The organism is Bradyrhizobium sp. U87765 SZCCT0048, assembly GCF_018131225.1.
Lineage (GTDB): Bacteria > Pseudomonadota > Alphaproteobacteria > Rhizobiales > Xanthobacteraceae > Bradyrhizobium_A.
Window position 1 is genome coordinate 586004 of sequence record NZ_JAFCMM010000003.1, and the last position, 25823, is coordinate 611826.

Annotated in this window: 23 protein-coding genes; 8 read left to right on the plus strand and 15 right to left on the minus strand. The window is 66.6% G+C overall.

Annotated elements, in window-relative coordinates; all coding sequences use genetic code 11:
• Positions 1-79 precede the first annotated feature (79 nt).
• From JQ639_RS21255 to coxB, 8 genes are all read right to left on the minus strand, one after another.
• Positions 80-805, minus strand: a complete 726-nt coding sequence (locus JQ639_RS21255; RefSeq protein WP_211968248.1) for an SURF1 family protein — start codon at positions 803-805, stop codon at positions 80-82.
• A complete protein-coding gene (locus JQ639_RS21260; protein WP_211968249.1) occupies positions 805-1188 on the minus strand; it encodes a DUF983 domain-containing protein in 384 nt (127 codons plus the stop codon). Before JQ639_RS21260 ends, JQ639_RS21255 begins: the two co-directional genes overlap by 1 nt.
• An 85-nt stretch (positions 1189-1273) precedes the next feature.
• Positions 1274-2128 (minus strand): cytochrome c oxidase subunit 3, encoded by an 855-nt coding sequence (locus JQ639_RS21265; RefSeq protein WP_211968250.1) that lies wholly within the window; start codon positions 2126-2128, stop codon positions 1274-1276.
• Between the two features lie 85 nt (positions 2129-2213).
• A complete protein-coding gene (locus JQ639_RS21270; RefSeq protein ID WP_211968251.1) occupies positions 2214-2843 on the minus strand; it encodes a cytochrome c oxidase assembly protein in 630 nt (209 codons plus the stop codon).
• Between the two features lie 14 nt (positions 2844-2857).
• Positions 2858-3037 carry a cytochrome c oxidase system small membrane protein gene (locus tag JQ639_RS21275; protein WP_211968252.1) on the minus strand — a complete coding sequence of 60 codons (180 nt, stop codon included), beginning with the start codon at positions 3035-3037 and terminating at the stop codon, positions 2858-2860.
• A gap of 3 nt (positions 3038-3040) precedes the next feature.
• Complete coding sequence (locus JQ639_RS21280; protein ID WP_211968253.1) at positions 3041-3976, minus strand: heme o synthase; 936 nt, start codon at positions 3974-3976, stop codon at positions 3041-3043.
• A gap of 139 nt (positions 3977-4115) precedes the next feature.
• On the minus strand, positions 4116-5732 hold the full coding sequence (gene ctaD, locus JQ639_RS21285; RefSeq protein WP_211968254.1) for a cytochrome c oxidase subunit I: 1617 nt from the start codon (positions 5730-5732) through the stop codon (positions 4116-4118).
• A 64-nt stretch (positions 5733-5796) separates the two neighbouring features.
• Positions 5797-6636 (minus strand): cytochrome c oxidase subunit II, encoded by an 840-nt coding sequence (gene coxB, locus JQ639_RS21290; protein ID WP_211968255.1) that lies wholly within the window; start codon positions 6634-6636, stop codon positions 5797-5799.
• Between the two features lie 510 nt (positions 6637-7146).
• On the opposite strand from coxB, the gene JQ639_RS21295 reads away from it, so the two are divergent.
• The gene (locus JQ639_RS21295) at positions 7147-7698 is read left to right on the plus strand and encodes an invasion associated locus B family protein (RefSeq protein WP_211968256.1); all 552 of its coding nucleotides are present in this window, start codon (positions 7147-7149) and stop codon (positions 7696-7698) included.
• 45 nt (positions 7699-7743) lie between these two features.
• On the opposite strand, the gene JQ639_RS21300 is transcribed toward JQ639_RS21295, so the two are convergent.
• Positions 7744-8235: a GNAT family N-acetyltransferase gene (locus tag JQ639_RS21300; RefSeq protein ID WP_211968257.1), complete on the minus strand. Its 492-nt coding sequence runs from the start codon at positions 8233-8235 to the stop codon at positions 7744-7746.
• Positions 8236-8395: 160 nt separating this feature from the next.
• On the opposite strand from JQ639_RS21300, the gene tldD reads away from it, so the two are divergent.
• Genes tldD through JQ639_RS21315 form a run of 3 tightly spaced genes read left to right on the plus strand, consistent with a single transcriptional unit; the run spans position 8396 to position 10960 of the window.
• On the plus strand, positions 8396-9820 hold the full coding sequence (tldD, locus tag JQ639_RS21305; RefSeq protein WP_211968258.1) for a metalloprotease TldD: 1425 nt from the start codon (positions 8396-8398) through the stop codon (positions 9818-9820).
• A complete protein-coding gene (gene lepB / locus JQ639_RS21310; protein ID WP_211968259.1) occupies positions 9817-10605 on the plus strand; it encodes a signal peptidase I in 789 nt (262 codons plus the stop codon). Before tldD ends, lepB begins: the two co-directional genes overlap by 4 nt.
• 13 nt (positions 10606-10618) lie before the next feature.
• Positions 10619-10960 carry an MmcQ/YjbR family DNA-binding protein gene (locus JQ639_RS21315; protein WP_211968260.1) on the plus strand — a complete coding sequence of 114 codons (342 nt, stop codon included), beginning with the start codon at positions 10619-10621 and terminating at the stop codon, positions 10958-10960.
• 19 nt (positions 10961-10979) lie between these two features.
• Here the strand turns inward: JQ639_RS21315 and JQ639_RS21320 are convergent, their stop codons facing one another.
• From JQ639_RS21320 to JQ639_RS21330, 3 genes are all read right to left on the minus strand, one after another.
• Positions 10980-11540 (minus strand): PAN domain-containing protein, encoded by a 561-nt coding sequence (locus tag JQ639_RS21320; RefSeq protein ID WP_211968261.1) that lies wholly within the window; start codon positions 11538-11540, stop codon positions 10980-10982.
• Positions 11541-11749: 209 nt separating this feature from the next.
• On the minus strand, positions 11750-13120 hold the full coding sequence (locus tag JQ639_RS21325; RefSeq protein ID WP_211968262.1) for a glutamate--cysteine ligase: 1371 nt from the start codon (positions 13118-13120) through the stop codon (positions 11750-11752).
• 93 nt (positions 13121-13213) lie between these two features.
• The gene (locus JQ639_RS21330; RefSeq protein WP_211968263.1) at positions 13214-13708 is read right to left on the minus strand and encodes a MarR family winged helix-turn-helix transcriptional regulator; all 495 of its coding nucleotides are present in this window, start codon (positions 13706-13708) and stop codon (positions 13214-13216) included.
• A 184-nt stretch (positions 13709-13892) separates the two neighbouring features.
• Here JQ639_RS21330 and gstA point away from each other — a divergent pair, with 184 nt between their 5' ends.
• Positions 13893-14492, plus strand: coding sequence for a glutathione transferase GstA (gstA, locus tag JQ639_RS21335; RefSeq protein ID WP_211968264.1), 600 nt, complete (start codon positions 13893-13895; stop codon positions 14490-14492).
• Between the two features lie 93 nt (positions 14493-14585).
• Here the strand turns inward: gstA and JQ639_RS21340 are convergent, their stop codons facing one another.
• The 3 genes from JQ639_RS21340 to JQ639_RS21350 form a co-directional block, all read right to left on the minus strand.
• Positions 14586-16802 (minus strand): 3-hydroxyacyl-CoA dehydrogenase NAD-binding domain-containing protein, encoded by a 2217-nt coding sequence (locus tag JQ639_RS21340; RefSeq protein WP_211968265.1) that lies wholly within the window; start codon positions 16800-16802, stop codon positions 14586-14588.
• Positions 16803-16909: 107 nt separating this feature from the next.
• A complete protein-coding gene (locus tag JQ639_RS21345) occupies positions 16910-18118 on the minus strand; it encodes an acetyl-CoA C-acetyltransferase (protein ID WP_211968266.1) in 1209 nt (402 codons plus the stop codon).
• Positions 18119-18190: 72 nt separating this feature from the next.
• Positions 18191-19981: an acyl-CoA dehydrogenase C-terminal domain-containing protein gene (locus JQ639_RS21350; RefSeq protein WP_211968267.1), complete on the minus strand. Its 1791-nt coding sequence runs from the start codon at positions 19979-19981 to the stop codon at positions 18191-18193.
• 398 nt (positions 19982-20379) lie between these two features.
• On the opposite strand from JQ639_RS21350, the gene JQ639_RS21355 reads away from it, so the two are divergent.
• The 3 genes from JQ639_RS21355 (at position 20380) to JQ639_RS21365 (ending at position 25790) form a co-directional block, all read left to right on the plus strand.
• On the plus strand, positions 20380-23955 hold the full coding sequence (locus tag JQ639_RS21355) for a tetratricopeptide repeat protein (RefSeq protein ID WP_211968268.1): 3576 nt from the start codon (positions 20380-20382) through the stop codon (positions 23953-23955).
• Between the two features lie 123 nt (positions 23956-24078).
• A complete protein-coding gene (locus JQ639_RS21360; protein ID WP_211968269.1) occupies positions 24079-25005 on the plus strand; it encodes a sulfite exporter TauE/SafE family protein in 927 nt (308 codons plus the stop codon).
• A gap of 14 nt (positions 25006-25019) precedes the next feature.
• Complete coding sequence (locus JQ639_RS21365) at positions 25020-25790, plus strand: TIGR02186 family protein (RefSeq protein ID WP_211968532.1); 771 nt, start codon at positions 25020-25022, stop codon at positions 25788-25790.
• The last annotated feature ends 33 nt before the right edge of the window (positions 25791-25823 follow it).

Below are 25823 nucleotides of genomic sequence, written 5' to 3' on the forward strand. Positions count from 1 at the left end.
ATCAGCCCGCAAAGTGGAAACCGGATTTCCGCAGGGCCGTCGCCTCAAGAGCGCGTGAGCAGGATGCATACACCGCCGGTCACGCACGGCGCTGGCTGCGAAACCAGAACATTGCCGCGATGGCCACCACGATGGCGAGGCCGAACCAGGTCATCGCGTATTGCAGGTGCTGGTCGCGCAGCTGGACGTCGAGCGGACCTGCCTTCGGCAGCCCCGAGGGCGGCACTGGCCCTTCGAGATCGAGGTAGAACGGCGCCACCTGCCCCCAACCGAGCATCTGCGCCATGTCCAGCGAATCGCGCGCGAACCACAGATGCTTCGCCACGTCAGGCTTCGGCGTGAACCAGCCGGGGCTTTCGGGAAAGCGCAGGTAGCCGACGAGTTCGACCGGCGGATTGGCCACTACGCCCGTCAGCAAGGCCGCCCCTTCGGGCAGGAAGCCGCGATTAACGACCATCGTCCCGCCACTGGCGATGCGCGCTGGCATGAACACCCAGGTGCCGAGACCGCTGACGTCGGGGCGCAGCGCCGAACCGGAGGTATAGACCCGTGCGTCACGCGCGACGTCGAACTGCGCCAATACCTTCACCCGGCGAAACTCGTCGCGGGACGCGGTGAGCCCGCCCCACTCCGACGGAGGCGGCAGCGCCACCGGCGCCGCGGCGAGGCGCTCGTTGAGGGCCGCGATGAGTTGCTGCTTCTCTTGCTTGCGCTGAAGTTGCCAGATGCCGAGACCGACCAGAACCACCAGCATGGCAACAGTGATGATGGCCATGCCGAAACGGCCGCGGGTGGAGGTGGACATCACTTGGGCTCACGATCGATCAGGCGGCCCTCGGACGCCCGATGATGATACTGCAGAGCAATCAACAACGACTTCATCACGCGCAACGGCAGCAGCGTCGTCGCCAGGATCAGCGGCAACCATAGCGCCGCATGCACCCAGAATGGCGGCTGGTACTTGATCTCGACCACCAGCGCCGCGCCGACCACGATGAAGCCGGCGATCATGATGATGAAGATCGACGGACCATCGCCCGCATCAATGAAAGTGTAGTCGAGCCCGCAGACCTCGCAGCGCGGCGCAAGCCGCAAAAAGCCCGAGAACAGCTTGCCCTGGCCGCAGCGCGGGCACTTGCAGCCGAGACCGGCCGCGAATGGGGAGACGGCATGATTGTCGTTGGTCATCTGCGCTCCCTTCTGCGAGCGGTGCGCCCGTTCAAAACGCAAAGGGGCGGCCGTGAGGCCGCCCCCGGATCGAGATCGATCTGCCTCAGTGGGCCGCGTGCGCCATGGTCTCGGCGCCGTGCCCCCAGACGTAAATGCAGATGAACAGGAACAGCCACACCACGTCGACGAAGTGCCAGTACCAGGCCGCGAATTCGAAGCCGAGATGCTGCTTGGGCGTGAAATGGCCGGCATAGACGCGCAGCAGGCACACCAGCAGGAAGATGGTGCCGACCAGCACATGGAACCCGTGGAAGCCGGTCGCCATGAAGAAGGTCGCGCCGTAGACGTTGCCAGCGAAGCTGAAGGTCGCATGGCTGTACTCGAACGCCTGGACACAGGAGAACGCGGCGCCGAGCAGCACGGTCAGGATCAGGCCCTGCTTGACGCCCTGACGGTCCCCCTCGAGCAGGGCATGGTGCGCCCAGGTCACGGTAGTACCCGAGGTCAGCAGGATCAGGGTGTTGAGCAGCGGCAAGTGCCAGGGGTCGAAGGTCTCGATGCCCTTCGGCGGCCACACGCCGCCGAACAGCGCTTCGCGGGTGGCGTGCACAGGATCGGCGGGGAACAGTGCGGCGTTGAAGTAGGCCCAGAACCAGGCAACGAAGAACATCACCTCGGAGGCGATGAACAGGATCATGCCGTAGCGGTGATGGAGCTGCACGACGCGGGTGTGGTCACCGTGCTGGGCTTCGCGAATCACGTCGCCCCACCAACTCGCCATGGTGTAGAGCACGCCGATCAGGCCGACGCCGAACACGATCGGCGCGCCGGCGAACATGTGGTGCATCCACGCCACTGCGCCCACAGCCATGATGAAGGCCGAGAGCGAGCCGACCACCGGCCACGGGCTGGGATCGACGAGATGGTAGTCGTGCTGTTTCACTTGCCCCGTAGCCATTACCGTTTCTCCGTTCGCAGGACCGATGTTAACCGGCCCGTGTTCGTCTCTCAATCATCCCCGCGGCTCCGAGAAGCCGCGAAACTCACAAATTCCCCTTCCGGGTGTCGCCTTCCCCGGCCGCGAGCGGCTTGGGGTCGGCATCCTTCGCCGGATAGAACGTATAGGATAACGTGATGGTGTTGGTGCCCTTGTTGTCGTCGTCAGCCATCAGCGCCGGATCGACATAGAACACCACGGCCATCTCACGGGTCTCGCCCGGGCCGAGGATCTGCTCGTTGAAACAGAAGCAGTTGATCTTCTGGAAATAGGCCCCGACGGTCAGCGGCGCGACGTTATAGGCGGCGATACCGGCGGTGCGGCGCGCGGCCTGGTTGGTCACCTTGTAATAGGCGGTCACCACCTCGCCGATCTTGACGTTGATCTCGGTCTTCTCCGGCTCGAACTTCCAGGGCAGGCCACCGCTGACATTGGAATCGAAGCGAACCGCGATCTGGTGTTCGAGGCTGCCGGCAGGCGCCGAGGTCGCGACCTGGGTCGTGCCGTTGAAGCCTGTCGCGCGGCAGAACCAGTTGTAGAACGGCACCGCCGCATAGGACGCGCCGACCATCAGCGCCACCACGAAACCGCAGATCGACGCCACCATGGTGTCGCGTCCGAACCCGCGCGGCTTGCGCTTCGGCTGGTCGGCGGGGGGCGGCGAAATGGCGGTCATGGCTTACTTTCCCGTCACAGCGGCCGGTGCAGCACGGCCGGACCCTTGACCATGGTCACGGCAAAGAACAGCACGACCAGGATGCCGAGCGCCCAGGCGATCGCCAGTGAGCGCTCACGGCGGCGGCGCTTCTGCTCTTCGGTGAGGACGATCCCCTCGGGCTCTTTGCTCTGGTCGTTCAAGTCAGCACGCATCCCTTACCAGACGAGCCGCGTCACCGCGGGCAGCATGGCCTCGACCAGCAGGGTCGCGAACAGCCCGAAGAGGTAGACAATCGAAAAGGCGAACAGGCGCCGCGGCGCACGCTTGGCTTCCGTATCGTCGCGGTGACGGAAAACCTGGATCGAAAGCCACAGCATCCAGGCGCCGAGCACGATCGAGACGACACCATAACCGGGCCCGAAGTAGCCGAGCGGCCAAGGCGCCGTCGCCACAGCGACCAGCACCACCGTGTAGAGCAGGATTTGCAGCCGCGTCGCATCCGCACCCGCCACCACCGGCAGCATCGGCACATTGGCCCGCGCGTAATCGTCGCTGCGGAACAACGCCAGCGCCCAGAAGTGCGGCGGGGTCCAGAGGAAGATGATCAGGAACAGCAGCAGCGGCTCGACCGCGAGGGTGCCGGTTGCGGCCGCCCAGGCCACCACCGGCGGCAACGCGCCGGCGGCGCCGCCGATGACGATGTTCTGCACCGTCGAGCGCTTCAGCCACATGGTATAGACCACCACGTAGAAGAAGATGGTGAAGGCAAGTAGCGCGCCGGCGATCCAGTTGACCAGGATTCCCAGCGTCACCACCGAGAAGAACGACAGCGTCATGCCGAAGGTCAGCGCCTCGGGCGGGGTCACGCGGCCGCGCGGGATCGGGCGGTTGACCGTGCGCGACATCAGGGCGTCGATGTCGCGGTCGTACCACATGTTGAGCGCGCCAGAGGCCCCGGCGCCGACTGCGATGCACAGGATCGAGGTAAACGCCATCACCGGATGAATATGCCCCGGCGCCATCACGTAGCCGACCAGCGCGGTGAAAACGACGAGCGACATCACCCGCGGCTTCAGCAGGGTGATGTAGTCGCCGACGCCCGCCTCGGAGATGTGCGGCAGGTCCAGCGGATGATGGTCGATCGTCGACACGACGGCGTTCGCTTTCTTCCGGATCTATCCGGCAGGCTCTTCCGGTTCGGCAATCGCCGGCGATGATATCGCCGGCGATCGTTTTCGTCTTCACGCGGTGCAACACCGCACCGCGTCATCAGGGCCGAAGCCGCCGCGCTTACTGGATGCGCGGCAGGACCTCGAACTGGTGGAACGGCGGCGGCGAGGTCAGCGTCCACTCCAGGGTGGTCGCACCCGGACCCCACGGATTGTTCGCGGCCTGGCGCTTGCGGGCGAAGGCTTCGATCACGCCGTAAATGAACACCAGGACACCGAAAGCCGAGATGTAGGAACCGATCGACGACACCAGGTTCCAGCCGGCGAACGCGTCCGGATAGTCGACATAACGGCGCGGCATGCCGGACAGACCGAGGAAATGCTGCGGGAAGAACACCAGGTTCACGCCGATGAAGGTGACCCAGAAGTGCAGCTTGGCGATGCCCTCGTTGTACATGTAGCCGAACATCTTCGGGAACCAGTAGTACCAGCCCGCGAAGATGGCGAACACGGCGCCGAGCGACAGCACGTAATGGAAGTGCGCGACGACGTAGTAGGTGTCCTGCAGTACGCGATCGACGCCAGCGTTCGACAGCACCACGCCGGTCACGCCGCCGAGGGTGAACAGGAAGATGAAGCCCACGGCCCACAGCATCGGGGCGCGGAATTCGATCGAACCGCCCCACATGGTGGCGATCCACGAGAAGATCTTCACGCCGGTCGGCACCGCGATCACCATGGTGGCGGCGACGAAGTAGGCCTGCGTCGCGGCCGACATGCCGACCGTGTACATGTGGTGCGCCCACACCACGAAGCCGATACCACCGATCGCGACCATGGCGTAGGCCATGCCGAGGTAGCCGAACACGGGCTTACGCGAGAAGGTCGAGACGATGTGGCTGATCATGCCGAAGCCCGGCAGGATCAGGATGTACACTTCGGGGTGACCGAAGAACCAGAACAGGTGCTGGAACAGCAGCGGATCGCCACCGCCGTCGGCGGCGAAGAACGAGGTGCCGAAGTTGCGGTCGGTCAGCAGCATGGTGATGGCGCCTGCCAGAACCGGCAGCGACAGCAGCAGCAGGAACACGGTCACGAGGATCGACCACACGAACAGCGGCATCTTGTGCAGGGTCATGCCCGGCGCGCGCATGTTGAAGATGGTGGTGATGAAGTTGATGGCGCCGAGGATCGACGACGCACCGGCGATGTGCAGCGACAGGATGGCGAAGTCGACCGCCGGACCGGGGTGACCCGAGGTCGACAGCGGCGCGTACATCGTCCAGCCGGCGCCGACACCGTTGCCGCCCGGCTCACCCTCGACGAAGGTCGAGATCAGCAGCAGCGCGAACGAAGCCGGCAGCAGCCAGAACGAGATGTTGTTCATGCGCGGGAAGGCCATGTCCGGCGCGCCGATCATCAGCGGCACCATCCAATTGCCGAAGCCGCCGATCATCGCCGGCATGACCATGAAGAAGATCATGATCAGGCCGTGCGAGGTCACGAACACGTTGTAGGTATGGCTCTCGTGGAAGATCTGCACGCCCGGATACATCAGCTCGATCCGGATCGCCACCGACATGGCGCCGCCGATGATGCCCGCGATGACCGCAAAGATCAGGTACATCGTACCGATATCCTTGTGGTTCGTGGAGTAGAGGTAGCGCCGCCAGCCAGTCGGGTGGTCGTGAGCGTGATCGTCGTGATCAGCGTGAGCGGTGGGTGCAGCAGTGGCCATTTTCAGATCCCTTGAACCGAGGTGGTTCGTCGTCTCTTAAATCTCGAAGCGAATGCGGCCGCGCTCAGCGCGCGGCCGCCTCGACCGACGCGTAGGTCTTGGCGCTGGTGTCCGCGAACTTCTTCTTCGCCTGCTCGATCCAGGCGGCGAATTCCTGCTCGCTGACGACGCGCACCGCGATCGGCATGAAGGCGTGATCCTTGCCGCACAGCTCGGAGCACTGGCCGTAGTACATCCCTTCCTTCGTCGCCTTGAACCAGGTCTCGTTGAGGCGGCCCGGGATGGCGTCGATCTTGATGCCGAAGGACGGCACGGCAAAGGAGTGGATGACGTCCGCGCCGGTGGTCTGGACGCGGATCACCTTGTTGACCGGCACCACCATCTCGTTGTCGACGCCGAGCAGGCGCGGCTGCTTGTCCGCGACCATCAGCGAGTCGAACTCGAACTTGCCGTTATCGGGATAGGCGTAGCTCCAGTACCACTGCTTGCCGGTCGCCTTGATGGTGACGTCGGCCTTGGGCACCTCGAGCTCCTGGAAGAGGAGGCGGAAGGACGGCACCGCGATGCACACCAGGATCAACACCGGGATCAGCGTCCAGGCAACCTCGATCAGGGTGTTGTGGGTGGTCTTCGACGGCACCGGATTGGAGCGCGCGTTGAACTTGACCGCCACGGTAATCAGCAGCAGCAGCACGAACAGCGTGATGGCCGTGATGATCCAGAGCAGGAAATTGTGGAACCAGATGATGTTATCCATCACCGGCGATGCGGAATGCTGCAGCGTGTATTCCCATGGGGTCGGCTGACCCAACCCGGCGAAAGCTGCCCCGGCGAACGCCACCACACTTCCGGCCACTAACAACCCCAGCGCCCGGCGGACCATTTGTCCCCTCGACATTTTCATGCCGCTCCCGCTCCTTGTCCTGAACGTCAAAGCCGGCAGGCCGAAACGACGTGACCGGCGGCCCCGTACCCGCTCTGCGGCCGCCGTCCGGCAGGTTAGAACGCGTCGAGATTCCCGCCTCTCAAACCATACTTCCAGAGCTATCGCAATGCAGGATTACGCAGTTTTCGGCTGCGTCCCCGGCGGGCGGGTACCGCTGGTTCGTCACGCGAAAAATCCGCCGCCGCGCCGGCCTCCCGCATCGACAGTGCTTGACAGGCGGATTACGCAATGTACGCACGGTCCGGGCGCATGACGGGGCCGCGATTCGCGCCCGGAGACGGGCCCCTGCCCCGCCGCCGTCGACGTGGCGGAGAGGGAGTGGGCACGCCAGAACCAGCCAGCCCGGGGACGCGCCATCGCGGCCCCGGATCGCCTTCAAGGCGCCGTCATTGCCGTGTCAGCCTTCCCGCATGCTCCCGGGAGCGATTATGGCGGACGACAAGGATACATGATCAAGGATCGACCCTGATGGGCGCTTCACGACCCCCGAAACGGACCGCCAACGCCCTCCGGGCCGGTATCGCCACCCTGCTGGCGGCCTGCCTGACCGTGATTGTGACCCTCCTCACCGGCACCGGGGGCGCCAGCGCCCAGGGCGCGGTCAAGTCGGTCCATGGCGACTGGCAGATCCGCTGCGACACCCCGCCCGGCGCCCAGGCCGAGCAGTGCGCCCTGATCCAGAGCGTGGTGGCCGACGACCGCTCCAATGCCGGCCTGACCGTGATCATCCTCAAGACCGCGGACCAGAAGAGCAAGCTGATGCGCGTGGTCGCGCCGCTCGGGGTGCTGTTGCCGTCGGGTCTCGGCCTCAAGCTCGACAACAAGGACGTCGGACGCGCCGGCTTCGTGCGCTGCCTCCCAAATGGCTGCGTCGCAGAGGTCGTGATGGACGACAACCTGCTGAACCAGCTCAAGACCGCCCAGACCGCGACCTTCATCATCTTCGAGACGCCCGAGGAAGGCATCGGTTTCCCGCTCAGCCTCAAGGGCATCGGCGAGGGCTACGACAAGCTGCCGTGAGGCGCGGACCTCGGCGGCCCCGCCCGGGCGCCGACGCGCGACGCCTCAAAACAGCACGGCCATCATCAGCAGGTTCTCGTAGCGGTCATCGAGGCGCACGCCATCGCGCTTGACGCCCTCGATGCGGAACTCCATCGCCTTGTAGAGGGCAATGGCCTGGGCGCTGCTCTCGCGTACCGTCAACTCGACGCGATGCAGCCCGATCCGCCGCGCCTCGTCGAGCGCGGCGCGGATCAGCCGCGTGCCGATACGCTGGTTGCGGAAGTTCGGCAGCAGGCCGATGCCGAGCACCCCGCAATGGGAATAGATCACCCGGTGCAGCGGGGTGATATCACACCAGCCGATCACCCGCCCCTCGGACAGCGCGATCAGGTGCGGCGTGCCGCGGGCGAGGTTGGCCTCGACGAACGCCCGCGCCGCCTCCAGCGGCGGCGCCTCCAGAAAGGCGAGGTACTGGCGCTCGCGCACCACCGCGTCGAGGACGGCATGAAAGCCTTCGATATGGTGCGGTTCGATCTGCTTGATCTCGATCGGCATCTCGACAGTCTTATATCATCGTTCGGGCGGCCTGCCGCCAGCGGCGCACGGTTCCCCGCGCCGGCAGGACCCTCTCGCGAAACAAGGTGCGGCCCCCTATCTTTATTCCACCCGCCGTGTGCAAAGTGACGCCCGGGCGACATCCACAATGGACCTTTTCATGACCCTCGCAACATCTTCCCTGCTCGACCGCGCCGGCCTCGATCGCGACACGGTCCGGGCCGAAGTCGCCCGCGGGCTCGATGGCGCCGACGACGGCGAACTGTTCCTGGAATACCGCCAGTCCGAGGGACTGATGTTCGACAATGGCCGGCTCAAGCAGGCGACTTACGACACCGCCCAGGGATTCGGACTGCGCGCGGTCAAGAGCGACGCGGTCGGCTATGCCCACTCCTCCGATGTCTCGATGGCCGCGCTGGCGCGCGCCGCGGACGCGGTTCATGCCGTGCGCGGCGGCTATTCCGGCAACTTTGCCGCAGCGCCCACCCACACCAACATCAGGCTCTATGGCGACGACAACCCGCTCGACGGCCAGGCTTTCGAGAGCAAGGTCAAGCTGCTCGCCGAAATCGACGCCTATGTCCGCGACAAGGACCCGCGCGTGCGACAGGTCTCTGTGAGCCTCGGCGCCACCTGGCAGGTGGTCGAGATCCTGCGCCCCGACGGCGAGAGCTACCGCGACATTCGCCCGCTGGTGCGGGTCAACATCTCCGTGGTCGCCGGCGCCGGCGACCGCCAGGAGACCGGCAGCCAGGGCTATGGCGGCCGCGAGGGCTATGCCCGCTTCATCGAAACCAAGGCCTGGCGCGAGGCCGCCGACGGCGCGCTGCGCCAGGCCCTGATCAACCTCGAATCGGTGCCCGCGCCGGCTGGCGAAATGGACGTGGTGCTCGGCCCGGGCTGGCCCGGCGTAATGCTGCATGAAGCCGTCGGCCACGGCCTCGAGGGCGACTTCAACCGCAAGCAGACCTCGGCGTTCGCCGGCCTGCTGGGCCAGCAGGTTGCCGCGCGCGGCGTCACCGTGGTCGACGACGGCACCATCGCCGCGCGGCGCGGCTCGCTGTCGATCGACGACGAGGGCACGCCAACCAATCGCACGGTCCTGATCGAGGACGGCATCCTGGTCGGCTACATGCAGGATCGCCAGAACGCCCGCCTGATGAACATGAAGCCGACCGGCAACGGCCGGCGCGAGAGCTATGCCCACGTGCCGATGCCGCGCATGACCAACACCTACATGCTGGCTGGCGGCCATGATCCGGCGGAAATTCTCGCTTCGGTAAAGAACGGCATCTTCGCCGCCAATTTCGGCGGCGGCCAGGTCGACATCACCTCGGGCAAATACGTCTTCCAGTGCACCGAGGCCTACCGCATCGAGAACGGCAAGCTCGGCGCACCGGTCAAGGGCGCCATGCTGATCGGCAACGGCCCGACCGACCTGCACCGCGTCACCATGGTCGGCAACGACCTGCAGCTCGACGCCGGCATCGGCACCTGCGGCAAGAACGGCCAGGGCGTCCCCGTCGGCGTCGGCCAGCCGACCCTGCGCATGGACCGCATCACTGTCGGAGGCACCGGCGCATGAGCGAGCAGACCCCCACCCTGAACACGACGACCTCGTTCAGAAAGACCGTGGTCAGCTGGGCCGGCGCGCTCGCGCAGATGGCGGCGGTGTTCGCCGTGGTGATGGCCGCCAAGGGCGCGCTCGCCGAGCCGTTCTACGTGCCGTCCGGCTCGATGGAGCCGACGCTGATGATCGGCGACGCCCTGCTCGCCACCAAATACCCCTATGGCTACAGCGCCGCTTCCGTGCCGCTGAACATTTCCCTGCCGTCGACGTCGCGCGTGCTCGGCGCTCTGCCGGAACGTGGTGACGTCGTCGTGTTTCGCTGGCCGGGCGACCGCGCCCAGGTCTGGGTCAAGCGCGTGGTCGGCCTGCCGGGCGATCGCATCCAGATGCGCAACGGCCAGCTGTTCATCAACGGGATCGCGGCGGCGTTGCAGGCGGACGGCGTCGGCAAGGCAGAGACCGAAAATGGCGCCGAGGTGCCGGCGCCACGCTATGTCGAGACCCTGCCGGGCAACCGCAGCCATCCGATCTTCAAACTGCGGGCCCATGGCTTCTACGACAACACGGCAGAGGTGACCGTGCCGTCCGATCATCTCTTCGTGATGGGCGACAATCGCGACAACTCCGCCGACAGCCGCGTGCCGGTCGCCGACGGCGGCGTCGGCATGCTGCCGACCGCCAACCTCGTCGGCCGTGTCGAGGCCGTGCTGGGCTCGTGGGATCTGGCCCAGAGCCAGCAGCCGGTCACCACCTGGCTGTCCGGCCTGCGGCCCTCGCGCTTCATGACCGGCGTCAACTGACGCCGGCCCCGCTGTGACCTTCGACGACGTCCGCGCCTTTGCCCTGACCTGGCCGGAGGTCACGGACAGCACGTCCTATGGCACGCCTGCGCTCAAGGTTCGGACCAAGCTGCTGGTGCGACTGAAAGAGGACGATGACAGCGTCGTGCTGACGGGCATCGAACCCGACGAGCGCGCCGTCATGATGGAAGCCCGGCCGCGGGTGTTTTACATCACCGAGCACTATCGCGACTGGCCGAATGTGCTGGTGCGCCTGTCCGCCTGCCCGCGCGGCGTGCTCGAGCCGTTGCTGCGGCGGCGCTGGAAGGAACTGGCTTCGAAGGCGGCGGTCAAGGCGTTCGAGCGCGGGATCTAGCGGAGTCGACGCAGCCTGGCTAACGCACGACGCCGGACACGAAACCCGGCTTGCGATGGGGCGGCTTGATCTGGTTCTTGAGGAAGCAGCGCGCTTCCTTTCCGATATAGCCGGGGCGCGCATAGGTCCACGCACGGCACTTGTTGTCGGCCTCGCAGGCCTCCTTGCAGGCGTCGTCGTGCTCGCTGCCCTTGAGTTCAAAATTGCGATAGTCGCCGCCGAAACGATCGGTCGACATCTCGACCGCACCGGTGCGCTGCTCGACAACCCCGGCGCCGCGCACGCCCGAGACGCAGCAGTTGTTGGCGACGCGCGCCGGCACGCTGCTCTTCAGCCAGCACACCGCCTCGGTCGCGGCATAGGTCGGATAGTTGAAGCTCCAGGCGCGGCAGCGGCGGTCGCGCTCGCACTGCAGGGCGCAGTCCGCCGGATCGCCCGACGTCACCGGAGAGCGCAGGTAGTCTCCGCCCGGCCGATCGAAGTTGGCCTGTGCGAGCACCGGCTGCGGGACTGCGACGATCACGCCGACAACAACGGCGATGGCCGCGAGGCAGGCTCTGAAGCGACGGGCTCGGACCATGCCGGACAACTTTCAATCCAGACCGCTGCGGCAGGGGAAGGCCGCCGACGATCACGCACGAGTTCTGCGATCGGCACGCGATCACATCGCCGATGGCTCGCTCCAAGCGAGCCATCGCGTGCGCCGCCGCGCTGCCCATTAAAGTATCAGATTTCTGTACGGCAGATGAACAGTGAGCGGATGTCCTGCTGCGACATCAAACCGCTGATTCAGAACACATATTGATCGTAGGCCGGCTCGACCGTGCCGCCCCACGCCCCATTAAATTTCAGCAACATATCCTCGGCCGGCGTACGCCCGGCCTCGAGGATGCGATCGAGCGGCTCGAGGTAGCGCGATTCGTCGCGGCCGAGATGATCGATGCGCGCGCGCCGCCGCAGGCCGGCATGGGCGAGCACGAGGCACTCCCGGGCGATTTCGAACAGATAGCGATTGCCGATCCTGGCCTTGAAGCCGAGCCGCGGCACGTCGTCGCGCAGTTGCTGGCGCTCTTCCGCGGTCCAGTTCCTGGCGATGTCCCAGGCGGCGGTGAGGCTGTCGTCGTCATAGAGCAGGCCGACCCAGAACGCCGACAGCGCCGGCAAGCGGTCCCACGGCGCGCCGTCGGCGCCGCGCATCTCCAGATAGCGCTTGAGGCGGACCTCCGGGAAGATGGTCGACAGATGGTTGGCCCAGTCCGACAGTGTCGGGCGCTCGCCCGGCACGCGCTCGTTGCGGCCGTCGAAGAAATCGCGAAACGAGGAGCCGGCGACATCGATGTAGCGATCGCCGCGCTTGATGAAATACATCGGCACGTCGAGCGCATAGTCGACCCAGCGCTCGAAGCTCATGCCGTCCTCGAACGCCCACGGCAGCATGCCGGAGCGCGCATTGTCGGTGTCGCGCCAGATCTCCGAACGGAACGACAGAAAACCGTTCGCCTTGCCTTCGGTGAACGGCGAGTTGGCGAACAGCGCCGTCGCCACCGGCTGCAGCGCCACCGAGGTGCGCAGCTTCAGCACCATGTCGGCTTCGGAGCAGAAGTCGAGATTGGTCTGCACCGTGCAGGTCCGGTACATCATGTCGAGGCCGTAGCGACCGACCTTCGGCATGTAGTTGGTCATGATCTGGTAGCGCCCCTTGGGCATCACCGGAATCTGCTCGCGCGACCAAGACGGCGTCATGCCAAGGCCAAGGAAGCCGATGCCGAGCGGGGTCGCCACCTCGCGCACCTGGGCGAGATGGGCCATCACTTCGGCCGTGGTCTGGTGCACGGTCTCGACCGGCGCGCCGGACAGCTCGAACTGACCACCCGGCTCGAGCGAAATCGCACCGCCACCGGTGACGTCGTACAGGCCGATGATGTTGCCCTGCTCCATGATCGGCTCCCAGCCGAGCAGGTGGCGCATGCCCTGCAGCAGGGCCTCGATGCCGCGCGGGCCGCCATAGGGCACCGGCTGGTGCCCCTCCAGGGTGAAAGGCGTCTTCTCGTGCTCGGTGCCGATTCGGAATGCATCCTTCGGCTTCACGCCTGCTTCCAGCCACGCGACGAGTTCGTCGCGCGAATGCAGCGGCGTCATATCAATCTGGTCACGAGCCATGCGAAGTCCGGGTCAAAGCCGCGGCGACACTGCACGCGCGCGGACGGGAACAAGGGCTGCCGCCTGCGGTAGCGGCAAGAGGTGAAGTGAGGGTCATCGCGCCGGCGCGGCTTCCTTGCCGCCGTTCGCCTGCTGTTGCAAGTCGGCGCAGGAGCAGCCGAGGCGGTCGAGCAGGCCGCACAGCTTCAATGCATCGACGTCGGACAGCTTGGAGCCGACATGCCGCTCGATCGCGGCGGAATAGGCTCCCCACATTTTTTTTTGCAGCTCGCGACCGGCTTCCGTGATCTCGACGAACTGGCCACGCCGGTCCATCTCGCACTCCCTCCGGAGCGCGAGCCCTTCGTCGACCAGACGGTCGATCAGACGCGACGTCGAGTACTGCGGAAGCAGCATCTGCCGTTCGAGCTCGACCGGCCGCAGTTCGCCGCGCGGCGCGCGCGACAGCTCAAGCAGCGCGTCGTACCATGCCAGCGGCGGGAAGCCGGCTTTCTTGAGATCCTGCTCGACAGCGTCCAGCACCCTGCTCTGGACCCGCATCAGGCGGATCCAGGCGGCTGTGGCCTCGGTCGACGGCTTACGTTTCATGCGCGATAGTCCCTCGGCTCGGATTATACGTCACTGAATGCATCTGCATCAACATTGACAATTTCATGCAGCCGCATGTAATCCGGCCGCCGGACCGCGCCATGCTATGACTGGGTTGGCTGCTTGCCGGCCGCCAGAAAGCCAGGCGGCCCGGGAACGTCAAGGGACGACCAAGGAGGACGACATGAAACTCTACTATACGCCGGGCGCCTGCTCGCTCTCGCCCCATATCGCGCTGAAGGAAGCCGGAATCCCGCATGAGCTCGTCAAGGTCGACCTCAAGACCAAGACGCTCGCGAGCGGCGAGGATTACAGCAAGATCAACCCGAAGGGCCAGGTCCCGGCGCTCGCGCTGGACAACGGCGAACTGCTCACTGAAGGCCCGGTGATCGTCCAGGTGATCGCTGACAAGGCCGCCGGCAAGAACCTCGCCCCCGCCAACGGCACCACCGAGCGCTATCGCCTGCAGGAATGGCTGACCTTCATCAGCGCCGAGGTCCACAAGACCTTCAGCCCGCTGTTCAACCCGACGCTCACGGACGAGGCCAAGCAGGTGTTCCGCGATCGCCTCGCCGGCAAGTTCAAGTATCTCGACAGCAAGCTCGCCGGCCAGGACTACCTGATGGGCCAGCAGTTCACCGTCGCCGACGGCTATCTCTACACCATGCTGCGCTGGGCCGATCGCATGAAGGTCGATCTCTCCGGCTTCCCCCACCTCACGGCCTACAAGGAGCGCGTCGCGGCGCGCCCGCAGGTCCAGGCCGCGGTGCAGGCCGAAGCCTGAGCCCACCGCGCCTTCGCCACACGACAACGGGCCGGATCATCGATCCGGCCCGTTTCTTGACGTGATGTGCGTGCAGGGCGCGGCGGCTGCCCCTCAGGCGGCCGCGGCTTTCTTCGGCGGAAAGCGGCCGTAGAAGGTCTCGCCCTTCTCCGCCATCTCGACCAGCAGCTTGGGCGGAGTGAAGCGCGAGCCGTACTTGGCCTCGAACTTGTGGCACAGCGCGACGAAGTTCTTCGTGCCCATGAAGTCGATATAGGACAGCGCTCCGCCGGTGAATGGCGCGAAGCCGAAGCCGAGGATCGAGCCGACGTCCGCCTCGCGCGGATCGGTGATGACGTGGTCCTCGACCGTGCGCGCGGCCTCCACCGCCTGCACCACCAGGAAGCGCTGCTTCAGCTCCTCGACGTCCAGCGTGTCGGGATCGAGCGACTTCGGCTGCAGCGGGCCGATGCCGCTCCACAGCCGCTTCTGGCCCTTGCCCTTCTCGGGATAGTCGTAGAAGCCCTTGCCGTTCTTGCGGCCGAAGCGCCCCTCCTTCTCGACCATCTCGACCATCAGCTTCTTCTGCGTCTGGTCGATGGCATTGGGGCCGAGATCGGCTTCCGTCGCCTTCATGATCTTGAGCACGAGGTCGAGCGCCACCTCGTCGCTGAGCGACAACGGGCCGACCGGCATGCCGGCCATCCTGGCGGTGTTCTCGATCATCGCCGGCGGCACGCCTTCCATCAGCATCTCGAGTCCTTCCGCGGTGAAGCGCAGCACGCAGCGGTTGGCAAAGAAGCCGCGGGAGTCGTTGACCACGATCGGCGTCTTGCTGATCTGGCGGACGTAGTCGAGCGCGGTCGCGAGCGCGACATCGCCGGTGTTCTTGCCGACGATGATCTCGACCAGCATCATCTTCTCGACCGGCGAGAAGAAGTGGATGCCGATGAAGCGGGCCTGGTCCTTGAACTCCTCGGCCAGCGAGTTGATCGGCAGCGTCGAGGTGTTGGAGGCGAAGATCGCGTCCGGCCGCAGGAATTCCTGCGCCTTGGCATAGGTCTCGGCCTTGACCTTGCGGTCTTCGAACACCGCCTCGATCACGAGGTCGCAGTCCTTGATGACGCTGTAGTCGGCGGTCGCGGTGATGCGCGCCAGCAGCGCGTCACGCTCGGCCTCCTTGGCGCGGCCCTTGGCGACGAGGCCGTCGATGACCGACTTCGCGTGGGCCTTGCCCTTGTCGGCGCTGTCCTGGTCGCGGTCGATCAGCACCACCTCGATGCCGGCCTTGGCCGAGACATAGCCGACGCTCGCGCCCATGAAGCCGGCGCCGATCACGGCGAGCTTCTTGACCTTGGTCGGCGGCACGTTCTCCGGCCGGCGGGCCCCCTTGTTGAGCTCCTGCATCGACACAAACAGGCTGCGGATCATCGCCGCCGCTTCCTTGCTGCGCAGGATGTTGGCGAAATAACGCGACTCGACGCGCAGCGCCGCATCGATCGGCAGCTGCAGGCCCTCGTAGACGCACTGCAGGATGGCGCGCGCCGCCGGATAGTTGTTGTAGGTCTCGCGGCGCAGGATGGCGTTGGCCGGCGGGAAGGTCATGGTGCCGGCCTTGGAGTAGACCGGACCGTTCGGCAGCTTGAAGCCCTTCTCGTCCCACGGCGCCGCGGCCTTGCCGCCGCCCTTGATCCAGTCCTTTGCGGTCTTGATCAGGTCGGCCGCGGGCACCACGGCATCGACGAGCTTCATCGCCTTGGCCTTGGTCAGATCGATTGGATCGCCCTTCAGCAGGAACTGCAGCGCATCCTGCGTCGGCATGATGCGCGGCAGGCGCTGGGTGCCGCCGGCACCGGGGAACAGGCCGACCTTGACCTCGGGGAGGCCGAGGCGGGTCTTCGGGTTCTCCGCCGCGACGCGATAGTGGCAGGCGAGCGTCAGCTCGAACGCGCCACCGAGCGCGAGACCGTTGATCGCGGCGACCCACGGCTTGCCGGATGTTTCGATGCCGCGCAGCGTCAGCGACAGCTTGCGGCTCTCGTCGAACAGCAGCTGATTGGCGGCGACTTCGCCCTTCTGCTTGAGCGTCTCCAGATAGGTGCGGTTCATGCCCTCGAGCATGGTGAGGTCGGCGCCGGCCGACAGCGCCTCCTTACCGGAGGTGATGACCACGCCCTTCACCGCCGCATCGGCAGAGGTCTGCTGCACGATCGCCGCGAGTTCCTCGACCGACGTCTGGTCGAGCACGTTCATCGAGCGGCCGGGAATGTCCCACGTCACCAGGGCGATGCCGTCGGCGTCGGTCTCGACCTTGAAATTCTTGAATGCCATTTGAAAGCTCCTTCAATCCCTTGGTTCAAGCGCCGGGCGCGGCGGCAAGCAGCCGCGGCGCGCTCCGGCGGCGGCCGCGCTCAGGCGGCCGGCGTCCAGGTTGAAAATCAGACCCGCTCGATGATGGTGGCGGTGCCCATGCCGCCGCCAATGCACAGCGTCACCAGCGCGGTGGACAGCTGCCGCCGCTCCAGCTCGTCGAGGACGGTTCCGAGGATCATCGCGCCGGTCGCACCGAGCGGATGTCCCAGCGCAATGGCGCCGCCGTTGACATTGATCTTGTCGTTGTCGATGTCGAACGCCTGGATGTAGCGCAGCACCACCGAGGCGAACGCCTCGTTGAGTTCGAACAGGTCGATGTCCGACAGCTTCATGCCGGAGCGCTCCAGCACCTTCTTCGTGACGTCGACAGGGCCGGTCAGCATCATCGCCGGCTCGGAGCCGATGTTGGCGAAGGCGCGAATCCTGGCGCGCGGCTTGAGGCCGTGCTTGACGCCGGCTTCCTTGCTGCCGAGCAGCACCGCACCGGCACCGTCGACGATGCCCGACGAATTGCCGGCATGGTGGACGTAGTTGACGCCCTCGATCTCCGGATGCGACTGCACCGCGACGGCGTCGAAGCCGCCCATCGCGCCCATCACCGCGAACGATGGCTGCAGCTGCGCCAGCGACTGCATGGTCGTCGACGGACGCATGTGCTCGTCCTTGTCGAGAATGGTCAGGCCATTGATGTCCTTGACCGCGACCACCGAGTTGTTGAAGCGGCCTTCTTCCCACGACTTGGCCGCGCGCTGCTGGCTTTGCACCGCATAGGCGTCGACGTCGTCGCGCGAGAAGCCGTACTTGGTCGCGATCAGGTCGGCCGCGACGCCCTGCGGCATGAAGTAGGTCGGCAGCGCCATCGACGGATCCATCGGCCACGCAGCGCCCGACGACATGATGCCGACGCGGCTCATCGATTCGGCGCCGCCGCCGATCGTCAGTTCATGCTGGCCGGACATCACCTGGGCGGCGGCGAAGTTCACCGCGTCGAGACCCGAGGCGCAGAAGCGGTTGACCTGGACGCCCGGCACCGAGGTACCGAAACCGGCGTTCATCGCGGCGAAGCGCGCGATGTCACCGCCGGCCTCGCCGACCGGATCGACCACGCCGAGCACCACGTCGTCGATGCTGTCCTTGCCGAGATTGTTGCGCTCCTTGAGCGCCTTCAGCGGCACGGTCGCGAGCGCCAGCGCCGTGACCTCGTGCAGCGAACCATCGGACTTGCCCTTGCCGCGCGGCGTGCGGACGTGATCGTAGATAAACGCTTCAGGCATGATGCCCTCCCTTCGATCCATCTTGATTCAGAAAAAAAGGCCGCGCCATCCGGCACGGCCTTGCAGATGTCGTCAGAACGCCTCGGCGGGCAGTTCCATCACGGTCGCCGCGCCGGTCTGGATGCGGGCGAGATGCGTCGCTGTCTCCGGCAGCATCCGTTCCATGAAGAACTTGCCGGTCACCAGCTTGGTCGAGAGATAGCTCGAGGTGTCGCCCGCCGCGATCTTGCCCTGGGCCACCTTGACCATCCGCGCCCACATGTACCCCATCACCACGAGGCCGAAGAGATGCATGTAGTCGGTGGAGCCGGCGCCGGCATTCTCGGGCTTGCCCATCGCGTTCTGCATCAGCCACATCGTCGCCTGCTGCAGGTGGCCGAGCGCGGTGCTCAGCGGCGCGACATAGGGTTTCATCGCCTCGTCGGCGGCGTTCTCCTTGGCGAAGCTGCCAACCTCGTTGAAGAACGCCATGGCGGCACGGCCGCCGTCGCGCGGCAGCTTGCGGCCGACGAGATCCAGCGCCTGGATGCCGTTGGCGCCTTCATAGATCATGGCGATGCGGGCATCGCGCACGAACTGCTCCATGCCCCACTCGGCGATATAGCCATGGCCGCCGAACATCTGCTGGGCGGCGACCGAATTGGCGAAGCCGACATCGGTGAGCACGCCCTTGAGCACCGGCGTCAGCAGGCCCATATGGTCGTCGGCCTCCTGGCGATCGGCGGCATTGTCGGAGCGGTGGGCGACGTCGCTCTTGAGCGAGGTCCACACCACGAGCGCACGCGCCGCTTCGTTGAAGGCACGAATGGTCAGCAGCGTGCGGCGCACGTCCGGATGCACGATGATCGGATCGGCCGGCTTGTCCGGCGCCTTGGCGCCGGACAGCGAACGGCCCTGCAGGCGCTCGCGCGCATAGGCGACCGCGTTCTGATAGGCGACTTCCGACTGCGCGAGGCCCTGAACGGCGACGCCGAGCCGCGCCTCGTTCATCATCACGAACATGGCGTTGAGGCCCTTGTTCTCCTCGCCGACCAGCCAGCCCGTGGCGTTGTCGTAGTTCATCACACAGGTGGAATTGCCGTGGATGCCCATCTTGTGCTCGATCGAGCCGCACGACACGCCATTGCCGGCGCCGAGCGTGCCGTCGGCATTGACGAGACGCTTGGGCACCACGAACAGCGAGATGCCCTTGACGCCCGCCGGCGCGCCCTCGATGCGGGCGATCACCAGGTGGACGATATTCTCGGTGATGTCCTGGTCGCCGCCGGAGATGAAGATCTTGGTGCCCGAGATCTTGTAGCTGCCGTCGGCCTGCTTGACCGCTTTCGTGCGCAGCAGCCCGAGATCCGTGCCGCAATGCGGCTCGGTGAGGTTCATGGTGCCGGCCCATTTGCCGGCCAGCATGTTCGGCACGAAGGTGTTCTTCTGCTCTTCGGTGCCATGGACCATCAGCGCGGCAACCGCGCCGAGGGTGAGGCCGTGATACATGGAGAACGCCATGTTGGCCGAGATCATGAATTCATTGACGCTCTGTGCCAGCGTCGCCGGCAGCCCCTGGCCGCCATGGCTCACGGGGCCGGCAAGGCCGATCCAGCCGCCATCGCCGAGCTGGCGGAAAGCTTCCTTGAAGCCCTTTGGCGTGGAGACCCGGCCGTCGTCATGACGGGTGCAGCCTTCGAGGTCGCCGACGCGGTTGAGCGGCTGCAGCACCTCTTCGCTGAACTTGGCGGCTTCCGACAGGATCGCCTCACGCACGTCCGCGGACGCGTCGCTGAAACCCGGCAGGTTGTTGTAGCGGTCGATCTGGAAAACGTCGTTGAGCAGGAAAGTCACGTCCTCGACGGGCGCCCGATAGCTCGGCATGTCTGTCTCTCTCCCCTTGATCGAAATCTTAACTGCCTCATTAAGAAAAATTTTGCATCGCAGCAATGCCTTTTTGGAACTAACACCTCAAATCAGACGAAAGGATGGGATCGGCGCCCCCAGCATCCGCGACACGGTGACCGCCCGCCAGCCCTGTACGCAGCCAGTCTCAAGCTGGAGGTAATCACGCCCGGCACAAGGGTCCGGGGCCGCAAATATCTGCCCCGGTTCCCGAACTTTTCGGCCGCCGCGGCCCGCTCCTTAACCCGTTGTTTACCGTAACGAGAAAAAGTCACGGCTGGAAATGGGCACGCTGCCGCGAAATTCGCTTTTATTCTCAAGGAGAGCGCGGCGAGCCTGAGGGCGCTGAAAAGCGCCGGTCAACACCGGACCCTGGCATGACATCTCGCGTACCGAGAAGCGTTGAAGCGACCGATCCGGCGACCCAGGACCGCGCCGAGGCTGCGGCGCGGCGCGCCGGCATGTCGCTCAACGACTGGCTCGCGACCACCGGCGGCACTCAGCCGCCGGCTGCGCGCAGCGCCGCCGCGGATGTCGCCGAAATTCATCATCGCCTCGATTCGATCACCCGTCAGATCGAGCGTATCTCGCAGGTCGCCAGCACCGCTCCGCAGACCGAAGGCCCCGGCGTCGCGCGCGAGCTCAACGACGCCATTGCCCGCCTCGACGCACGCATCGCCCAGATCAACACGCCGCCCGCCCCGCCACCGGTGCAGCCGGCACCGCCGCTGCAGGCCGCGCAACAGCCCGAGCCGCCGCACCGTCCCGCGGCCGCACCGCAGGCCGAGGCCGCTCCGGCGCCGCGCCGCCAGGCGACCACCATTCCCGAACTGCTCGATTTCGACATTGCCGAGATTCGCGCACGCCAGGCCGAGCTGAACAGCGAGGCGCCGCCGTCGCGCCTGTCCGCGTCCGCCGCAGCGACGATGGCGCCGCCCTCTCCGCCGCCCGCCCAGCCTGCGGCGCCTGCCGCCGCCGCGCCCGACATGTCGGCGTTCGAAAAGCAGCTGCAGCACCTCACCAGCCAGATCGAGAGCCTGCGCCGGCCTGACGGCGTCGAGCAGTCGATCGCGGCCTTCCGCAACGAACTCGCGGAGATGCGCGCCGTCATCACCGACGCGCTGCCGCGCCGGGCGCTGGAAGCGCTGGAAAACGAGATCCGCGCGGTGGCGCGACGCATCGACGAGGGCCACCAGAACGGCATCGACGCCAAAGCGCTGCAGAGCATCGAGCAGGGCCTGCGCGACATCCATACCACGCTGCAGAAGTTGACGCCCGCCGAGCAGCTCGCCGGCTTCGACGAGGCGATCCGCAACCTCGGCGACAAGATGGATATCCTGGTGCGCACCAATCCGGACAGCGGATCGGTGCAGCAGCTCGAAGGCGCGATCGGCGCGTTGCGCGCGATCGTGTCCAACGTCGCCTCGAACGACGCGCTGGCCCGGCTCAGCGACGACGTGCGCGGCCTCGCTTCCAGGATGGATCAGGTTTCCCACGAGCAGGCCGCCCACGCCGGCTTCGCCGGCTCGCTGGCGGCGCTGGAACAGCGCATCGCCGTGCTGACCACGACGCTCGAGAAGCGCGAACGGCCGGCCGACGACTGCAGCCAGCTCGAGGCCGCGGTGCGGCTGCTGTCGGACCGCATCGATCATCTGCAGGTCGGCCACGACACGTCTTCGGCCTTCACCCATGTCGAACAGCGCATCCAGCAGTTGCTCGAGCGGCTGGAGACGGTGGACTCGCGCACGGCCAATTTCGGCCGCGTCGAGAGCGGCCTCGCCGACATCCTGCGTCATCTCGAGGACCAGCGCCTCTCCTTCGCCGCGCTCAGCGAGACCCGCGCCGGCCCGTCGGCGATGGACAACGAGGCCTTCGGCACGATCCGGCGGGAGATCGCCGATCTTCGCCACAGCCAGTCGGAAACCGATCGCAACACCCAGGACGCACTCGAGAGCGTGCACAACACCCTCGGCCATGTCGTCGACCGCCTGGCGATGATCGAAACCGATCTGCGCGAGAGCCGTACCGCCCGACCGGCCGGCCAGGACGTGCACGACCGTGCCGGCGAGCGGCCGCGCGACCGCGCGCCGGAGCGGCCATCGCCACCGATGTTCGCCGAACCGGCCCCGCTGGCGCGCGAGAGCGCGCCGCCACTCGCGCCGATCATCTCATCGACCGCGATCTCCGCGCCGATGCCCGCTCCCTCGCGCCTGGCCGTTACTCCGCCGCCGCGCCCGGATCTGCCCAACCCCGTCGCAGCCCAGACCTCCGCGCATCGTCCGCCCCCGCCGCCGCCCGGTCCGGCGCCGCAGGCCATTCAGGAGATTCTCACCGCAGCGGCTCATCCCGAGCGGGCGCCGGCCCCACCCGCCCCTCAGCCTGCGGCGCAGAACCTTACTGCCCAGAATTTTGCCGCCCAGAATTTTGCCGCTCAAGCCGCGCGCCCGATCGATCCCGACCTGCCGCCGGATTACCCGCTCGAGCCGGGAACGCGACCGCAGGAGCGCACCGCTCCGCCAGTGACGCCGTCGCAGCGCATCGCCGCGTCCGAGAGCGTGCTGAGCGAGATCCCGAACGCCGCAAAAGAAGCCGCCAGCACGTCGAGCTTCATTGCGGCCGCGCGCCGCGCCGCCCAGGCAGCGGCCAACACCGCCAAGGACAAACCGAAGGACAAGGGCAAGGACAAGCCGGGTCGTGTCGCCGCTCTGGCCAATGCCGCGCGCGGCGCCAAGGCCGACAAGGCCAAGGCTGAGGCGCGAACGGCCGTCAGGAACGAGACCAAGGGCGAGACCCGAGCGTCGTCGCGCATCCGCTCGCTGCTGGTCGGCGCCAGCGTGGTCGTGATCGTGCTCAGCGGCTTCCGCATGGCGATGAACATGTTCGACGGTGGCGGCCACGACACGCCGCCCGCGGCCGCGGTCGACAAGCCTGCCGACAAGCCGATGGAGAAGTCGAGCGAGGCCGCGCCGCCGGTTCTGTTCGATCCCGGCCGCGCGCAGCAGCAGGGCGAACTGACGCTGCCGTCCATGACCTCGCCGACGCCGATCGATCGCCAGGCCCGCAGTGTGCCGACCGCGCCCGCGGCCGCTCCAGCCGGCAGCAACGCCGCGACCGCGCCGGGCGACGACAAGGCCGCCTCGCCGGACGTCACCGGCAGCATCACCGTGCCGCCTGCAGCGCCGGTGCCGGCAACGCCGTACAAGCCGATCACGCTCAATCCGGTAACGGATGCTCTCCCCGATGCGATCGGCGGTGCCGTGCTGCGCAGCGCGGCGCTTAAGGGTGATCCGGCCGCTGCCTATGAAGTCGCGGTGCGCTACGCCGAAGGCAAGGGCGTGGCCGTGAACTACGAGGAAGCGGTGAAGTGGTACGACCGCGCCGCCGACGCAGGCATCGTACCCGCGATGTTCCGCCTCGGCACGCTCTACGAAAAGGGCCTTGGCCTGCCCAAGGACGTCGACGCCGCGCGCCGCTACTACATCCGCGCCGCCGAGCGCAGCAACGCCAAGGCGATGCACAACCTCGCGGTGCTCGACGCCGACGGCGGCAGCAAGGGCCCGAACTACAAGAGCGCGGCGCAGTGGTTCCGCAAGGCCGCCGACTACGGCGTCGCCGACAGCCAGTACAATCTCGGCATCCTCTACGCCCGGGGCATCGGGGTGGAGCAGAACCTTGCCGAGTCCTACAAGTGGTTCAGCCTCGCGGCCTCACAGGGCGACGCCGACTCGAGCCGCAAGCGCGACGATGTCGCTCGTCGCCTCGATCCGCAATCGCTGGCCGCCGCCAAGCTGGCGCTGCAGACCTTCAACCCGGAGGTCCAGCCCAGCGACGCCATCAGCGTGCCGGCCCCGGTCGGCGGCTGGGACGCCGCCGCGACACCGGCGCCCGCGCCGACCGCCGCCAAGCGCTATCCGGGCAAGCCGGCCGCCAAGCTGACCACGGCCGCGCGCTAGTGCGGCGTTTCGCACTGGCGCGCGCCGCCTGCGCATCCCATCCATGGAATATTTAGCCCGACCTGCTATCGGTCGCTGAGCGGGCCGGCGCAGATGCCCGGCCCGCCGACAAGGGCCCCGCGCGTGCAGATCTACCTTCCGATCGCCGACCTGCCGGTCAATATGTTCCTGCTGCTGGCCATGGGCATGGCAGTGGGTTTCGTCTCCGGCATGTTCGGCATCGGCGGCGGCTTCCTGATGACACCGCTGCTGATCTTCGTCGGCATTTCCCCCGCGGTCGCGGTCGCCTCGGTGTCCAGCCACATCGCCGCATCGTCGTTCTCCGGCGCGCTTTCCTACTGGCGCCGCCGCGCCATCGATCCGGCGCTGGCGCTGGTGCTGCTGAGCGGCGGCCTCATCGGCACCGCGCTCGGCGTCTGGCTGTTCACCGCCCTGCGCTCGCTCGGCCAGCTCGACCTGATGATCGCGCTGTCCTATGTGGTGCTGCTATCGGGCGTCGGCGGACTGATGCTGTGGGAAGGCCTCGCCACGATGCGGCGGGCCCGCCGCGGCGAGAAGGTGACGCTGCGCCGCTCGGGCGGCCATGGCTGGATCCATGGCCTGCCGCTGAAGGTGCGCTTCAAGCGCTCCAAGATCTACCTGTCGGTGATCCCGATCGCCGCAGTCGGCCTGCTGATCGGTTTCGTCGGCGCAGTGATGGGCATCGGCGGCGCGTTCCTGCTGATCCCGATCATGATCTACCTGCTGCGGGTGCCGACCAGCACCGTGATCGGCACCGCACAGGTGCTCACCCTCGCCACCATGGCGATCGCCACCCTCCTGCATGCGTTGACCAACCATCTCGTCGACGCCGTGCTCGCCCTGATCCTGATGGTCGGCGGCGTCACCGGCGCCCAGTTCGGCGCCCGCGCCGGCCAGCGCATTCGCGGCGAACACCTGCGCATGCTGCTCGGTCTGCTGATCCTCGCGGTCGGCGTCCGCTTCGCCATCGAACTGGTGATCCGTCCGCAGGACCTGTTCACCATCCGCGAGATCGGGGGCGGCCAGTGAAGCGGGCGAGCCGGATCGGCACACGTCTTGCCACGCTCCTGATCGCGGCCTGCGCCGGCAGCGCGGCCTGTGCAGAACGGTTGATCGTGTCGGTGTCCAACCACCGCGTCACGGTGACCTCGAACTACACCGGCGAGGAGTTGGTGCTGTTCGGCGCCATCGAGCGCGACGCCGGCACACCGCCGGCGCGCGGCGGCTACGACCTCGTGGTCACGGTGAGCGGCCCGCGCATCGATCTCGTGACACGGCGCAAGGAGCGCAAATTCGGCATCTGGGTCAACACCGACTCCCGCCAGTTCCTGCAGGTGCCGTCCTATCTCGCGGTGTTTGCCAATCGGCCGTTCGAGGCAGTGGCCGCGCCCGACGTGCAGCGCCGCCTGCAGCTCGGGTTGAACCATGTGCTGCTGACCCAGCGGGTCGGAACGGACTACGCCGACGTGGTCGCGAGCGATCCGTTCCGCAGTGCGTTCGTGCGGCTGCGCGGCGAGCACGGGCTGTACCGCGAGGAGACCAACGCCGTCACTTTCCTGACGCCGACGCTGTTTCGCACCACCATTCCGCTGCCGGCCGAGGTTCCGATCGGCAGCTATGACGTCGACATCAAGCTGCTGTCCGACGGCGCGCTGGTGACCAGAACGGAGACCGCGTTCGAGATCGTCAAGGTCGGCTTCGAGCAGTTCGTCGCCACATCGGCGCGGCAACAGCCGCTGCTCTATGGCCTGATCACGGTGATGATGGCACTCCTCACCGGCTGGCTGGCGTCCGAGATCTTCCGGCGCGACTAGATTGTCTGGGATTGAATCTATTGCGGCTTCCGA